The organism is Xanthomonas prunicola (assembly GCF_002846205.1).
In the GTDB taxonomy this organism is placed as follows: domain Bacteria; phylum Pseudomonadota; class Gammaproteobacteria; order Xanthomonadales; family Xanthomonadaceae; genus Xanthomonas; species Xanthomonas prunicola.
This window is the reverse complement of sequence record NZ_PHKV01000002.1, coordinates 491,528-505,517: the sequence shown is the minus strand read 5'-3', so window position 1 is coordinate 505,517 and position 13,990 is coordinate 491,528. Positions and strand designations below refer to the sequence as shown.

The following is a 13,990-nucleotide window of genomic DNA, read 5'->3' as shown; positions in this document are numbered from 1 at the left end:
TCGAACGTTGCAGCAAACGCCGGGCTTGCCCGGCGTTTTGCGTTCTTTCGCGCAGTGAAGAGCGGGGTTGCTGCTGCACCCGCACAACAACCCGCCCGCACGACGTGCACGGACGTAAGGTTTTCCTATGTCCAGATATGCCGCAAGTCGCTTGCAGCTATAGCGACCTCAACTGCGCTGTACTGCCGTGTTTGAATCGCCACCGTTTGCAGCGAGGCACGGCCAAGCGCTTGCCACGCCGCGCTCGCGCGCACGACGCAATGCAGGGGAATCAAGCAAGGCGCCATCCGGCGCGTTATCCATCGATCAAGGGAGCGTTCCATGACCATTTTTCGCAGGCACTACCACCGCGTCTTGCTCGTATTGCTGCTGTGTCTGGGCAGCGCCGGCGTCAGCGCGCAGGGCATCGCCAAAGGCGCAGACGTCAGCTGGCTCAACCAGCAGGCCGCAAGCACTCCACCGCAGGTGTTTCGCGATGCAGCCGGCAACACCACCGACTTCATCAAGCTGTTCAAGGATGTCGGCGGCAACGCCATCCGCCTGCGCGTGTGGGTCAACCCTGCAGGCGGTTGGAACGATGGCCGCGACACCCTGGACAAGGCCAAACGCGCCGCCGCGCAGGGCATGCGCATCATGATCGACTTCCATTACAGCGACAGCTGGGCCGACCCCGGCAAACAGACCAAACCAGCCGCCTGGGCGGGCCACTCCGTCGCCCAGCTCAATACCGATGTCTACAGCCACACCCAGGGCATCCTCAAATACCTCAAGGACAACGGCATCACCGTCAGCTGGGTGCAGGTGGGCAACGAGATCAACAGCGGCATGTTGTGGAACGAGGGCAAGACGCCCAACTTCGCCACGCTGGGCCAGTTCATCAACAGCGGTTACAACGCCACCAAGGCGGTGTATCCCAATGCCAAGGTTGTCGTGCATCTGGCCAATGGCTACGACAACGCCAACTTCCGCTGGTTCTTCGACAACCTGCGCTCGGCCGGCGGCAAGTGGGACGTCATCGGCATGTCGCATTACCCGCCCGTCGGCAGCTGGCAGGATTACAACAATCGCCTGGACACCAACATGCGCGACATGATTACGCGCTACGGGAGCGATGTGGTGATTTCCGAGGTCGGCATGGACTGGCAGCAAGCCGCCACCACCCGCGCCATGCTCAGCAACCTGCTCACCCGCAGCAGCAACATCGGTTCGCGCGTCCTCGGCGTGTTTTATTGGGAACCCAACGCCTACCCGGGCTGGCAGGGCTACACCATGGGCGCAGTCAACAACAACGGCCAACTGACCGAAGCGTTGCAGGCGTTCTGACCAGCACGCGTCCAATCGCTCGGCCTTCGTCCGTTCGTCCCGCCCTCTCTCGGTGCGGCATCAAAGCCCCTCTCCCCTCGGGACGAGAAGGCACGGCTTGCGCGCCACTGGCGCGCGTGCCTTGGAGCGCCCGCGCCGCAAGCGCGGGCCGGGGCGCGGAGCGGGGGGTGAGGGGACGGGGCCAAGGCCAAGCCCTCGTGTCATGACAACGGCACAAGGCTTCGCCCGTCCCCGCATCCGCCCCTGCGGGGCACCTTTTCCCCCATGAAGGAGGACAATGTCCCGCTGGGAGAAGGACGCATGCGGCGGCTCCGCCGCGTGCTGGCCCTCATCCTTTGGTCGTACACCGGTCGCGCCCGCGTGCGCAGCACCCGGCATCGCTGCGCCCAAGCACACACCGTCCCATTCCATACGCACCCGTAGCGAGGAATGGCAACAGGTGCGTGCGGTACACTTGCGGGTTCACGAATTCACGATGTCGACACACCCGCGGGGTGTGTCCCCCCGGGAGCGCTAATGAACTGGTTGAACGAAGTGCTGCACAACGATCCGAACCCGCTTGAGACGCAGGAGTGGCTCGAATCGATCAAGGCCGTCATCGACGTCGAAGGCCCGGAGCGCGCCCATCAGCTGCTGGAAGGCATGGTCGAACAGACCCGCCGCGCCGGCGCTTACCTGCCGTTCTCGCCCACCACCGAGTACGTCAACACCATCGCACCGGCCAACGAGGCCAAGAACCCGGGCGACTCCGCGCTGGAGTGGAAGATCCGCTCGATCATCCGCTGGAACGCCATGGCCACCGTCGTGCGGGCCAACCGCAAGCCGGGCGACCTGGGCGGCCACATCGCCTCGTTCGCGTCCAGCGCCACGCTGTACGACGTGGGCTTCAACCACTTCTGGCGTGCGCCCTCGGACACCCATCCGGGCGACCTGCTGTTCGTCCAGGGTCACAGCGCACCGGGCATCTACGCCCGCGCCTTCCTGGAAGGCCGCATCAGCCAGGCCCAGCTGGACAACTTCCGCATGGAAGTGGACGGCCAGGGCATCTCGTCCTACCCGCACCCGTGGCTGATGCCCGAGTTCTGGCAGACCCCCACCGTGTCGATGGGCCTGGGCCCGCTGGCCGCCATCTACCAGGCGCAGTTCATGCGCTACCTGGAAAACCGCGGCCTGATCGAGAAGTCCGACCGCAAGGTGTGGTGCTTCATCGGCGACGGCGAGAGCGACGAGCCGGAAACCCTCGGCGCCATCGCGCTGGCCGGCCGCGAAGGCCTGGACAACCTGATCTTCGTGGTCAACTGCAACCTGCAGCGCCTGGACGGCCCGGTGCGCGGCAACGGCAAGATCATCCAGGAACTGGAAGGCGTGTTCCGTGGCGGCGGCTGGAACGTCATCAAGCTGCTGTGGGGCGGTTACTGGGATGCCCTGCTGGCCAAGGACACCGACGGTGTCCTCAAGAAGCTGATGATGGAAACCGTCGACGGCGAATACCAGAACTGCAAGGCCTTCGGCGGCGCCTACACGCGCGCCAACTTCTTCGGCAAGTACCCGGAGACCGCGGCCATGGTCGCCGGCCTGTCCGACGACGACATCTGGCGGCTGAACCGTGGCGGCCACGACCCGCACAAGGTGTATGCCGCGTACAACCAGGCCGTGAACACCACCGGCATGCCCACCGTGATCCTGGCCAAGACGGTCAAGGGCTACGGCATGGGCTCGGCCGGTGAGGCGCTCAACCCCACCCACCAGACCAAGAAGCTGGACGATGCGGCAGTCAAGCACTTCCGCGACCGTTTCAACATTCCGGTCACCGACGCGCAGCTGGAAGACGGCAAGGTGCCGTTCTACCACCCCGGCGAAGACTCCCCGGAAGTGCAGTACCTCAAGGAGCGCCGCAGCGTGCTCGGTGGCTTCCTGCCCTCGCGCCGTCCCAAGGCCAGCAAGTCGTTTGTCGCGCCCACGCTCGACAAGTTCGAGCGCCTGCTCAAGGACAGCGGCGAGCGTAGCTATTCCACCACCATGTCGTTTGTGCAGAGCCTCAACATCGCCCTGCGCGACAAGGAACTGGGCCCGCGCATCGTGCCGATCGTGGCCGATGAAGCGCGCACTTTCGGTATGGAAGGCATGTTCCGCCAGATCGGCATCTATGCCCCGTTCGGCCAGAAGTACAAGCCGGTCGATGCCGACCAGCTGATGTACTACCGCGAAGACCAGACCGGCCAGGTGCTGCAGCAGGGCATCAGCGAGCCGGGCGCCATCGCCTCGTGGATGGCCGCCGGCACCAGCTACTCGGTCTCCGACGTGCCGATGCTGCCGTTCTACATCTACTACTCCATGTTCGGCTTCCAGCGCGTGGGCGACATTGCCTGGCAGGCAGCGGACATGCGCACGCGTGGCTTCCTGCTCGGCGGCACCGCCGGCCGCACCACCTTGAACGGTGAAGGCCTGCAGCACGAAGACGGCTTCAGCCAGGTCATCGCCGGCTCCATTCCGAACGTGCGTAGCTATGACCCGACCTTCGGTTTCGAAGTCACCGTCATCATGCAGCACGGCATGAAGGCGATGATGGAAGACCAGATCGACGAGTACTACTACATCACCCTGATGAACGAGAACTACGCACACCCCGGCATGCCGGACGGTGCGCAGGAAGGCATCATCAAGGGCATGTACCTGCTCAAGGACGCCGGCAAGCCCAAGAAGGGCGAGCTGCGCGTGCAGCTGCTGGGCAGCGGCACCATCCTGCGTGAGGCCATTGCCGCAGCCGAGCTGCTGGACAAGGACTTCGGCGTCACCGCCGACATCTGGTCTTGCCCCAGCTTCAACGAACTGCGCCGCGACGGCTTCGACGCCGAACGTTGGAACCGTCTGCACCCGGAAGCCGAACAGCGCAAGCCCTACGTCACCCAGCTGCTGGAAGGCCGCCAGGGCCCGGCGATTGCCGCAACGGATTACGTGCGCCTGTTCGCCGACCAGATCCGCGCCTTCGTCCCGATGACCTACAGCGTGCTCGGCACGGATGGGTTCGGTCGCTCGGATACGCGTGCCAATCTGCGCCGGTTCTTCGAGGTCGACCGTTACTACATCGCGCACGCGGCGATTGCCGCGCTGGCGAAGGATGGCAAGATGACGGGTAAGGATGTGGCCAGGGCGATCAAGCAGTACAAGATTGATCCTGAGAAGGCGAATCCTGTTGGGGTTTGATTGGCCCTTAGCCGGGAGCCCTGCGCTCCCGGCTGGCGTCACGCCATCCTAACTTTTAGGTGGCGCGTTAGGCGAAATTGTTGAAAAAGAAAGGCAAAAATTTGACGGTACCGGCACTTGCCTTCATTGGACTGCTGGCTAAACTAGTCTTAGGTACCAGACCGGAGCAGGGGACATGTCGGCGCAAGCGAAGGAGGGGGCAATGGATGGGCAGCTTTCGTTTTCGTTCGAAGCCAATCGTGACATTGATGTGCGTCCAACAGCCTCAACGGTACAGGATCCTTCACCCGCAAGGCAGGCACACATAAATCTCGCTCCAGTGACGTGTATATCCTCGCGTAGATCCTCTGCAGAAAAGCGGGAAGAGAGCGACGCCTATCTGCGAGTAATGGAATATGCGCGCAGTCTTCGGCGCATTTAGGGTGTGCCATCGATTCCAAGAATGGGCGTTCTTAGAATTGTCGTAAATGGGTAGGCTTCGCCAAAGTATTGGCGCACTTGATTAAGCTCCAGTCAAGGTTTACCGTTCTCCCTAATTCTCAGGGAGGGGGCGATGAATTCTGCACTAACACTTGTTTCGTCAGATGCATCTGACGACCAAAAGTTTGATCCCAAACGATCGCTTAAGGATATCTTGGATGGCATTGCCTCTAAGGAGCTGGTCCTGGCGTTCAGTGGCCCGATCGGGGCGGGAGTCAAAGAGGTCATCGACCTTGTTGATAACGAACTGCTTGGCCTTGGATACTCGATAGAGAGAATCAAGCTTAGCGACCTTATCAGGCAAGCCGCGTCCAAGCTGGCTATCACTCCCACCGAGCAAGAATCCGCATCTGCAGCCAGTCGGTACAGGACGCTGCAGGATCTGGGAAATAGACTGCGGGATAGTAAGGGGAATGATGTCCTGGCGCAGCTCTCCGTTCGGCATATTTCCCTCGATCGCGCGAAGAAGAACAAGGGCCAAATCAAAGACCTGGTGCCCGGTAGGGTCGTATATTTGATCGATCAACTCAAGAATCCAAGCGAGGTGGCTCTCCTTAGGGCTGTCTATAGAGAGAATTTTTACCTACTAGGAACGCTTTGCGGTTCGGATCAGAGAAAGAGGAATCTGCAGGCCGAGGGACTCTCTGTAACAGATGCAGAGTCGCTAATGGAGCGTGATCGGAAGGAAGGGATGAGTCATGGGCAGAATCTAGAGAAGACTCTCCAGCTCGCGGATTTCTTCGTCCGAAACTCAAGCTCGAATACCAAGGCGATCAAGGGCCCAGTTGATCGTTTTCTGCGTCTCGTCCATGGCGACCTGTCTGTAACTCCTACGATTCACGAGCAAGGTATGTACGCTGCCTTCTCTGCGGGCTTGGGCTCAGCTTGTATGTCGAGACAGGTGGGTGCTGCGATTATAGATCGCGAGGGGAAGCTCATCGCAATGGGTTGCAATGATGTTCCTCGTGGTGGTGGCGGATTGTATAGAGAAAGTCTGCAACCCGATGATCATCGCTGCATCCACCTAAAGGGTGGGAACTGCTTCAATGACGAGAAGAAGAACAAGGTCAGTGCAGAAATTGGGGTGATGATACTCCCTGACCTTGAAGAGTTTCTAAAAAACAGCGGGGTTTCCGGTTTTGAATCTAAGTCAAAGGAGTTGGCTTCGATAATTTCTAGAAAGATACGCGGAGAATCAAGGCTTAAGGATCTCATTGAGTTCTCTCGCGCGGTCCATGCGGAGATGGATGCTCTTGTCAATCTGGGCAGGACCGGTCAGGGAACATCCCAGGATTCTGTTCTCTATACCACAACATATCCTTGTCATAACTGCGCAAGACATATAGTTGCTGCGGGCGTAAGGGCCGTGTACTTCATAGAGCCCTATGAGAAGAGCTTGGCGACCGAGCTTCACTCGGACGCAATCAGCCATGATGTCGATCAGGAAGTTCCCCTAAGCGAATGGCTAGATCCCGATAGAACCAAACATCGAAAAGTCGCATTTCTCCATTTTGAGGGCGTCTCACCGCGCCGATATATGGATCTTTTCTTTGCCGAGACTAGGAAGGACGCGCACGGGAAAGGTAGAAAGTGGGTTGGTCGGTCTGCGTCTAAGAAAATTCCAGAATACCTCGAAGCGTACCCGGCACTCGAATCCCGAGTTGTGGAGCACCTCGACGAGACAGGGATGGGATTGGATAACGGGGAGTAGATACGCGTTCGGATATTCTGGGATACCTAAGCGGATACCTAAGGGTCAGGTTCACTTATCAGTCGATGGCGCTCTGCTTGCGCGGCCGCTTTGCTGGCCTGATGCCTGCAAAGCGGCGTGTCTTGGCTTCGACCATTGGGGCAAAAGTGGGGCAAAAGCGGACGGAGGTAATTAAGCGAACCGCGATTGTACCGGCCCACGCGGCGATATCTGATAGCGGGGCTGTGTCGCTGCCGTCAGGCCGAGGTCTTCTTCTTGAGCAGGAGGGCCGGCCATGCCGCGTCAGCCGCTTCTGGAACTACCCGGCGTTCTGATGCATGTCGTCCAGAGAGGCGTGAACCGGTGCGCGATCTTCTTGGACAATGAGGATCGGCATCACTACTGCCTGCTACTACGCATGGCCTGCGAGCGCTTTGCTGTGCAGGTGCAAGCGTTTCTGCTGATGGACAACAGTGTGCACCTGCTAAACTTAAAAGCACTAACTAAAGGATGATGCTTTGAAGAAAATAATCCCACTGTTTCTGTTGGTATTTTCGTTGGCGTCGGAAATTGCGTCGGCCGAGATTAATCATGAAAAAGATAGTTATGGCATTGCTATAAACAGGCATATCCAGAAGTGGTGGGAAAACGATTCGCAAAGTACGATTCTGTCGTCTGGCTCAAGTTGCGCTGTGCGTATTTTGCAGATTCCAGGTGGTGAGATCGTGGCTGTTGACGTTCTGCCAAACTGTGAGTTTAACGATTTGGGTCGTTCCATCGCTGTTGAAGCTATCCGTCGCGCCAGCCCTCTTCCCTATCGTGGGTTTGAGAGTTCCTATGAGCGTGAGTTGACGATAGTTTTACGAGCGTCTAATTCGGAAGATCGGCGACTTGCATCCGAGCGTAAGCGGGAAACGGAGGAACTAAGCCGGGGGAACGCCAAGTCTGACGCGCAATGGAAAGCGGGTGCCGGTGCTAGCATGAAGCGAATTCTCTATTCAAATGAGTGCCTTGGTCACCTGCGCTGGGAGCTCCATACATTGCAGCTAAGTGATCCATCTCCCGTCTTTATCACGCTTAAAGAAGATGGTCGGGTGCGGAAGGTCGATGCCGTCGCAGATGGCGTCGTGGATAGATATTTAATTGTAGCGCTGAATTCTGCTCGGCCATGCCAGCGGGTTCCATCTGAGCTACTAGATAGTTCGGGAAGTATCCAGCTTGGCCCAGTTATTCTGGGATCTCGTATCGGGTAATAACGCGAATAACGGGGTCAGGTTCACTTATCCGCGAATAACGGGGTCCGAATAACGGGGTCAGGTTCACTTATCAGTCAATGGCGGTCGGCTTGCGTGGCCGATGCGCGGGCCTGACGCCCGCAAAGCGGCGGGTCTTGGCTTCGACCATCGCGCGGAAGGCGTCGTGGCCCAGGGCGCGCTGCTGCTGTAGATGAAGTCGGATGCTGGCGAGCAGATCATCCGATAGGACTTCTTCGAGCAGAATGCGGTAGGCGTTGGATCGTTCAGTCGGATCATTGCCGAGCGCAAGCCAGCAGGGATGTAGTGTTAGTGCAGAGGGCCCACGCTGATCCAGATTGGCTGGGTAACGGGACCAGCGATATGCCGCCGGGTCGTCGGTCCGGGATAACGGGGTCAGGTTAACTTATCAGTCGATGGCGCTCGGCTTGCGTGGCCGATGAGCGGGCCTGATGCCCGCAAAGCGGCGGGTCTTGGCTTCGACCATTGCGCGGAAGGCATCGTGGCCCAATGCTCGCTGCTGCTGTAGATGAAGGCGAATGCTAGCGAGCAGTTCGTCGGAGAGGGCTTCATCGAGCAGAGCACGGTAGGCGTTGGATCGCTCGATCGGGTCGCTGCCAAGCGCAAGCCAACAGGGATGTGGTGTCAATGCGGAGTGCTTGCGCTGGCCTAGGTTGGCTGGGCAACTGGACCAGCGATACGCTGCCGGGTTATCGGTCAGGCGAGCACGCACCGGATTGAGCTCAATGTAGCGATAGCAGCGAAGGACGTAGTCCGCACTGTCCACAAGACACGCTTTGTACCGCCCCTCCCATAGCGTACCAGTGCGCCCGTGGCGGCCATTGAACAATGCGACGTAGTTTCGTCCAAGCCGCTGCATCAGTTGCCCGATCCGTCCCGCATCAGGTGGCGTGACTAGAAAGTGCACATGGTTGTCCATTAATACGAAAGCATGCAGCTGGCAGCCTGTGGCGTGCATGGCCTCATGCGTCAGTTGCAGATAGCGCAATCGATCGCCATCATCCAGAAAGCAGGGCAAGCGGTTGTTCCCGCGTTGCACGATGTGCTGCGGGATGCCGGGAAGGTCGATGCGTGGAAGGCTGGCCATGGCACAAGACTCGCAGCCCGGCGTTGGTGCTGATATCGAGGAAACCTCTCGAGAGCTGACGACGTAGCCTGAAATTTGTGAAGGAAGTGAACCTGACCCCGTTGGTGCCGTTGGTGACCCCATTGGTACCAAGATCACGGCCTGCGCTGGCGCGTCGGTCATGTCGGTGATGCAAGCATGCATCCCCGGCCATTGGTCCAAAGGCTGACGACCTAGTCGCGGGTCTATTGGTCCTCTTGGTATGCGGATCATGTTGTTGTTATCGTCTTACTGTCTTTTCAAGGCCACTAAGGGTGGATCAGAGGAGTTGCCGATGTTTTGCACGGGAAATTATCGACTCCGACCGCTGCATACGTTGCTTTCCGTAGCGATGGTGCTGGCCACTTCATGTTCAAGCGCTGCGCCCGCGGCCAAAGCTCCCTCCTTTTCCGGAACATGGGGATACGCAAAGAAGTGCGATTCCGGGCACTTTTTGGGCATCACGTTGGAGCAACATGGTAACCACGTAACGGGTGACTGGAGCGAAGGCACAAACTCTCGCGGTGGCGATGGGAAACTCGAGGGAGACATGCGCGAGGCAAAGCTATACGTTCGCTACTGTAGCGACGACGGAGAGGCCGGATACTCGGCCTGCCCTGTTTTTTCCGGAAACGAAGATTATTTCATTTTTGAAAATGGGACGTTGGTTCGCTATCAGAAATATGGCTCCCGCTATGAGCGTGATGTTGTCCTGCATCCCAGTAAGAAAGGACAAGAAGTACCTTTTGATACGAATTGCATGGAGGACGAGCAATGAGCAGGCTGACGGATCAGGAATTACGCGCAACGCTGTACTTTGCGGTAGGAGTTACATCTGAAAGTAGATATGAATCATACAGCCTTGAAGTTGCCGGTGATAATCCTAGAACGCCGAGGCTAGAGCCAGCTGACAATAGCGGATACACCATCGGTACCATTCAGGTTGATCTGGGTCAGCACTATCAACCTGGCAATCCTAATGGCGAGAACGTTCCCCGGGACTTGGTCAATGCCTATCAGGGATGGGCCGCTATCAATCAGCCGCAAAGTGTGCTGAGCGAAGATCAGGTGTCGCAGACCATCGCGGATCTAGGCCGTAACGGCAGAACGATCAAAAGCGAGTTGGGGCGGCCGCTGGATGCGGAGGTCAAGTCGCGATTGGATCAATTCCTTTCTTCCGATGCGGGTATTAACTGGGTGCATGAGCAAGATGTTACGCAGATCAACAAGATCATGGACCGCGCGATTGCACCTTTGCAGCGAAGCGAACTTTATCAGAATGCTTCGTTGGACGATCAGGTGAAATTGGCAGCCATGGTTGGAAAAGCATTCAATCAAAATGAAGCGCTCACGGCGCCTATGATTCGTAACCTCGAAAAAAATCAATACCATTCTGTGGCAGATGTCAGTGTTGCCATCGATGGCCTTAGCCCAAGACGTTCGGGACCACTGGACTACTTGGAGTCGGGCCGCGACGGCGCCTTGAGAGGTGCCGATGTCGTCAACGCGCTGCGCAACGCAAATCGAGAAAGCCCTCTCTCGACGGCATGGGCGAGTGTCCTGGCTGATCCGCTTGTCAATCCAACCGCCCTCAATGCGGACAGGACGCACCAGAACTTGCCGCACGAGTACCCGGTCATCAAAAACCTGTTCATCCATGACGATCGCGCGGGGCAGTTCATCGGGGCTTTGGATAGAGGTGCGACGCATCAGTACGGTCCTGCGGATCGCGCGCACCCAGAGCGTTTCAATGGGCCAGGCTTCTATGCCGCAGGGAATGACCTGGTCAACTGGAACAAGCATGGGCAGGGCCATGCTTTCTTGAACGGTGAATGGAGCTCTGTCGCGCGCGAGAATTTGACGCGCGCCCGAAACCAGGATGGCACCACCGATCTCAATGTGCGGCAGGGAGACCAGACGCAACGGCTAATGCATGTAGACCCTCATGCACCGGAACTTCGTCCTGCCCCGCAACAGCACGGTGGCAGGGCCGGCCCCGACAATCCTGCGCACCCCGATCACGCAATGCTGCTGCAAATCAGGGACGGAGTGCAGCGGCTCGGGAGCCAGGCTGGTGTGCCATTCGATGAGAACAGCGAGCGCGTGTGCAGGAGCTTTCTTGCCGCCTGCAAGGATAATCGAGACCAGTACCCGAATGGCTCCAGCACCTCACTATCCGACAATGCATTAAGCAGAGTGGATCATGTTGTCGCTGGTCCCGAGCGTCTGTTCGCGGTTCAAGGCGAGTTGAACGATCCCGCGCACCTGCGTGCTCATGTGCCCGTGCAGCAGGCGATGCAGACGCCTATAGAGCAGTCCGACGCCAAGCTGATGGTGGCGAACCAGGCAATTGCTCAGGAACAAGCGATGACGCAACAGCGCGAGGTGTCCAGAAATCAGGGGCAGTCCTTGGGGTGACGTTTTCGAGGTGGCTTCGTGTTTCCCGGTTGCCAGGATGACAACGGATAAGTGAGTGGTCGCAACTCCGCATCCGGGCGAAAGGGGATGGAGGTAACTAAGCGAGCCGGTCGTACAGGCACGCGCGGCGATGTCTGATAGCGGGCCTGTGTCGCTGCCATCAGGCTCAGGTCTTCTTCTTGAGCAGGAGGCCCGGCCATGTCCCGTCAGCCGCGTCTGGAACTGCCCGGCGTTCCGATGCATGTCGTCCAGAGAGGCGTGAACCGGTGCGCGATCTTCTTGGACGATGAGGATCGGCGTCATTATTGCCAGCTACTACACGTGGCCTGCGAGCGCTTTGCTGTGCGGGTGCATGCGTTTGTGCTGATGGACAACCACGTGCACCTGCTGGTCTCGGCGGATAAGGCTGGCGCAGTGTCTTCGGCGATGCGGCTCAGCGGCCAATCGTATGTGCAAGCCTTCAACGTCAGGCACCGGCGCAGCGGAACCCTGTGGCAGGGGCGGTTCAAGTCCTGCTTAGTGCAAACCGAACGGTATGTGCTCACGGTCTTGCGCTACTTCGAACTCAATCCGGTACGCGCCCGCATGGTGGCATTGCCAACCGAGTACCGCTGGTCAAGCGTGCACACGCATCTGGGGCTTGCGAAAAGCCAGCTCATCACGTTGCATGAGGTCCATCTGCATCTTGGCTGCGATGCAGCCGAGCGGGTGTCTGTCTATGCAAAATGGCTTCATGCGGGTCTAGCCCGAGAGGACGAACATGCAATCCGCCTTCACCTCATGCAGGAGCGCGCCTTGGGTGACTCGCGCTTCTCCAGGCAATGGTGGAACGTGCATTGGGCAGACCAACGACGTGCCGCCCGCGTGGTCGTCCTGCCGGGTGACTCAGGTTGGTTAATTGCCCCCGTCCCTTTAAATTAAAGGGCCCCAGCAGATATGCCAGAGCCCCTTCTAATCACTCGCCCAGTGTCTGCATTCGGGTGCGCTCCAATTCCTGCCTGAGCACGAACTTTTCGTCCCGCTCGGTTGGACTTGTTGAACTGGCTGTACTTGCGCTCTTGGCACTGCCGCCTGCAGAATTTCCAGCCTGTTTTTCAAGCACGTCTAGGCGCTTAAAGTAGTAGTCGCGATGCTGTTTGCTTACATCTTGCAAACTACCCGAATAGAGTTCGAGCAACCGCTGCTCCTTTGGACTGGGTAACGAGCCTTCGTACCGATCAATGAAGCGGTCTACGACCAAGAGCTTCTTCGGTGAGCCCGGCTTAGAAATGATCCGCTGATCCAAGTCCTGCATGTTTGTGCCGTTGCTTCGATAGGTCGTAACGACCGGACTGCCTGCTCGCGCTGTAATGATGGCGAGATTGTTGAAGAACAGACGGCCGGAGTAATCAACCAGTGCAACAAGCTCCAAGATCCCATCACCATCCAGGTCAACGAACTTGGCTTCGCTAACCGTGGGTTGCACGGTGTCGCCATCAAGGTCGTATTGGACGATAAGCCTCTCAGCGACCCTAGCAAGGTCCGGTGTTTGATTGAGCTTGGCGGCCTGGGATGATTGCCAAGTCACAGGTTTGCCAAGATCGGCGCTCCAAGCGACGAGTGGGGCGGAAGAAGCTATAACGAGTGCGAGTAGTAAGTCATTCATCTTCATTGGATTTTCGACCTCACTTCATTGGTGTAATTCACACCCGTCGGGTTGTTCTGGGTGTTGACCACCCAATTCCAGGAACCATCATTGTTCACAGCTCGGTAATACTGATTCTCCAGGCCCGACGCGGCGCCAGGGCCGTAGAGCGTGATGGCCATACTCTCTAGTTCTACTCCGGTTAGCTCGCGAATACCGGGGGCTGCGGTACGCATCCGACGGTAAAGACGCACTGCTGTGCGCATCTTCTCTCGAAAGAGCGTGTCTGCAGAGGCTGTGTTTTCGATCCAACTCCATGCGTTAAAAACGCCTTGTGAGCCAGTAATTGTGCTGCCTGAGGTCGCAACTTGCATCAGCCCTACATGGCTTCCGCCATCGTAGCTCTCTGTCGGCCATAGACCTGCGTGACCATACTTCGTGATTTGCGTGAACTGACGGTAGTTGCTTTCCTGGTTGGCAATGCCTGTGTAAAGACGCGGAGTGGCTCCGTCGGTGTAAAGCGAAACCAGGCGCGTAGTGATGGTGTCATCCGGGATCTGACTGCCCAAGATGTAGACATACTCAACCGGGCATGCTTGCGCTGCGCTGGTCGAAGCTGCAACCTTCAAACGCCCGCCTCGCGACTGATAGTAGAGCTTGTGCGTAGCAGTGCCATTCGTGGTGAAAGTGCTGGTGAGGCCTGGCATTGACCGAGGTGTGGATGTGTCGTATTCCAGCTCGGCGGTCCAATTCACAGTGCCGGTTGCCGCGCTACCTGCTGCCGTGAAGCTAATATCCCCAGATCGGGTCTGGTTCTGCTGATTAAGCTCGAACTCTGCATCTTTGGTCGGGATTGAAATGCGCAATGCGCC

Annotated in this window: 10 protein-coding genes and 1 pseudogene; 8 read left to right on the top strand and 3 right to left on the bottom strand. The window is 58.2% G+C overall.

Annotated elements, in window-relative coordinates; translation table 11 throughout:
* The first annotated feature begins 321 nt into the window (after positions 1-321).
* From XpruCFBP8353_RS08670 to XpruCFBP8353_RS23375, 5 genes are all read left to right on the top strand, one after another.
* The gene (locus tag XpruCFBP8353_RS08670; protein WP_101362855.1) at positions 322-1,323 is read left to right on the top strand and encodes an arabinogalactan endo-1,4-beta-galactosidase; all 1,002 of its coding nucleotides are present in this window, start codon (positions 322-324) and stop codon (positions 1,321-1,323) included.
* Positions 1,324-1,839: 516 nt separating this feature from the next.
* A complete protein-coding gene (gene aceE / locus XpruCFBP8353_RS08660) occupies positions 1,840-4,527 on the top strand; it encodes a pyruvate dehydrogenase (acetyl-transferring), homodimeric type (protein ID WP_101362854.1) in 2,688 nt (895 codons plus the stop codon).
* 553 nt (positions 4,528-5,080) lie between these two features.
* Positions 5,081-6,718: an anti-phage dCTP deaminase gene (locus tag XpruCFBP8353_RS08655; protein WP_101362853.1), complete on the top strand. Its 1,638-nt coding sequence runs from the start codon at positions 5,081-5,083 to the stop codon at positions 6,716-6,718.
* A gap of 274 nt (positions 6,719-6,992) precedes the next feature.
* A complete protein-coding gene (locus XpruCFBP8353_RS08650) occupies positions 6,993-7,211 on the top strand; it encodes a transposase (protein WP_101362852.1) in 219 nt (72 codons plus the stop codon).
* 4 nt (positions 7,212-7,215) lie between these two features.
* Positions 7,216-7,950: a hypothetical protein gene (locus tag XpruCFBP8353_RS23375; protein ID WP_133125633.1), complete on the top strand. Its 735-nt coding sequence runs from the start codon at positions 7,216-7,218 to the stop codon at positions 7,948-7,950.
* Between the two features lie 409 nt (positions 7,951-8,359).
* On the opposite strand, the gene XpruCFBP8353_RS08645 is transcribed toward XpruCFBP8353_RS23375, so the two are convergent.
* Positions 8,360-9,058, bottom strand: coding sequence for a transposase (locus XpruCFBP8353_RS08645; RefSeq protein ID WP_101362851.1), 699 nt, complete (start codon positions 9,056-9,058; stop codon positions 8,360-8,362).
* 241 nt (positions 9,059-9,299) lie between these two features.
* On the opposite strand from XpruCFBP8353_RS08645, the gene XpruCFBP8353_RS08640 reads away from it, so the two are divergent.
* The 3 genes and pseudogenes from XpruCFBP8353_RS08640 to XpruCFBP8353_RS08630 all read left to right on the top strand — a co-directional run bounded on the left by XpruCFBP8353_RS08640 (position 9,300) and on the right by XpruCFBP8353_RS08630 (position 12,378).
* Positions 9,300-9,854, top strand: a complete 555-nt coding sequence (locus tag XpruCFBP8353_RS08640) for a hypothetical protein (RefSeq protein WP_243391081.1) — start codon at positions 9,300-9,302, stop codon at positions 9,852-9,854.
* Positions 9,851-11,494 (top strand): XVIPCD domain-containing protein, encoded by a 1,644-nt coding sequence (locus XpruCFBP8353_RS08635; RefSeq protein WP_101362849.1) that lies wholly within the window; start codon positions 9,851-9,853, stop codon positions 11,492-11,494. Before XpruCFBP8353_RS08640 ends, XpruCFBP8353_RS08635 begins: the two co-directional genes overlap by 4 nt.
* Before the next feature lie 198 nt (positions 11,495-11,692).
* Positions 11,693-12,378, top strand: a pseudogene (locus XpruCFBP8353_RS08630) (transposase).
* Positions 12,379-12,449: 71 nt separating this feature from the next.
* On the opposite strand, the gene XpruCFBP8353_RS08625 reads toward XpruCFBP8353_RS08630, so the two are convergent.
* Together XpruCFBP8353_RS08625 and XpruCFBP8353_RS08620 are read right to left on the bottom strand one after the other, a co-directional pair.
* Entirely contained in the window at positions 12,450-13,145 is a 696-nt protein-coding gene (locus XpruCFBP8353_RS08625; RefSeq protein WP_101362848.1) for a hypothetical protein, read from the bottom strand.
* Positions 13,142-13,984 carry a hypothetical protein gene (locus XpruCFBP8353_RS08620; protein ID WP_243391080.1) on the bottom strand — a complete coding sequence of 281 codons (843 nt, stop codon included), beginning with the start codon at positions 13,982-13,984 and terminating at the stop codon, positions 13,142-13,144. The genes XpruCFBP8353_RS08625 and XpruCFBP8353_RS08620 overlap by 4 nt, the downstream gene beginning before the upstream one ends.
* Between the last annotated feature and the right edge of the window lie 6 nt (positions 13,985-13,990).

What these genes read in the sequence shown, in the direction of transcription:
- XpruCFBP8353_RS08670 (WP_101362855.1), top strand. Translation starts at nt 322, where the DNA reads ATGACCATTTTTCGCAGGCACTACCACCGCGTCTTGCTCGTATTGCTG.
- aceE (WP_101362854.1), top strand. Translation starts at nt 1,840, where the DNA reads ATGAACTGGTTGAACGAAGTGCTGCACAACGATCCGAACCCGCTTGAG.
- XpruCFBP8353_RS08655 (WP_101362853.1), top strand. Translation starts at nt 5,081, where the DNA reads ATGAATTCTGCACTAACACTTGTTTCGTCAGATGCATCTGACGACCAA.
- XpruCFBP8353_RS08650 (WP_101362852.1), top strand. Translation starts at nt 6,993, where the DNA reads ATGCCGCGTCAGCCGCTTCTGGAACTACCCGGCGTTCTGATGCATGTC.
- XpruCFBP8353_RS08645 (WP_101362851.1), bottom strand. Translation starts at nt 9,058, where the DNA reads ATGGCCAGCCTTCCACGCATCGACCTTCCCGGCATCCCGCAGCACATC.
- XpruCFBP8353_RS08640 (WP_243391081.1), top strand. Translation starts at nt 9,300, where the DNA reads ATGCGGATCATGTTGTTGTTATCGTCTTACTGTCTTTTCAAGGCCACT.
- XpruCFBP8353_RS08635 (WP_101362849.1), top strand. Translation starts at nt 9,851, where the DNA reads ATGAGCAGGCTGACGGATCAGGAATTACGCGCAACGCTGTACTTTGCG.
- XpruCFBP8353_RS08625 (WP_101362848.1), bottom strand. Translation starts at nt 13,145, where the DNA reads ATGAAGATGAATGACTTACTACTCGCACTCGTTATAGCTTCTTCCGCC.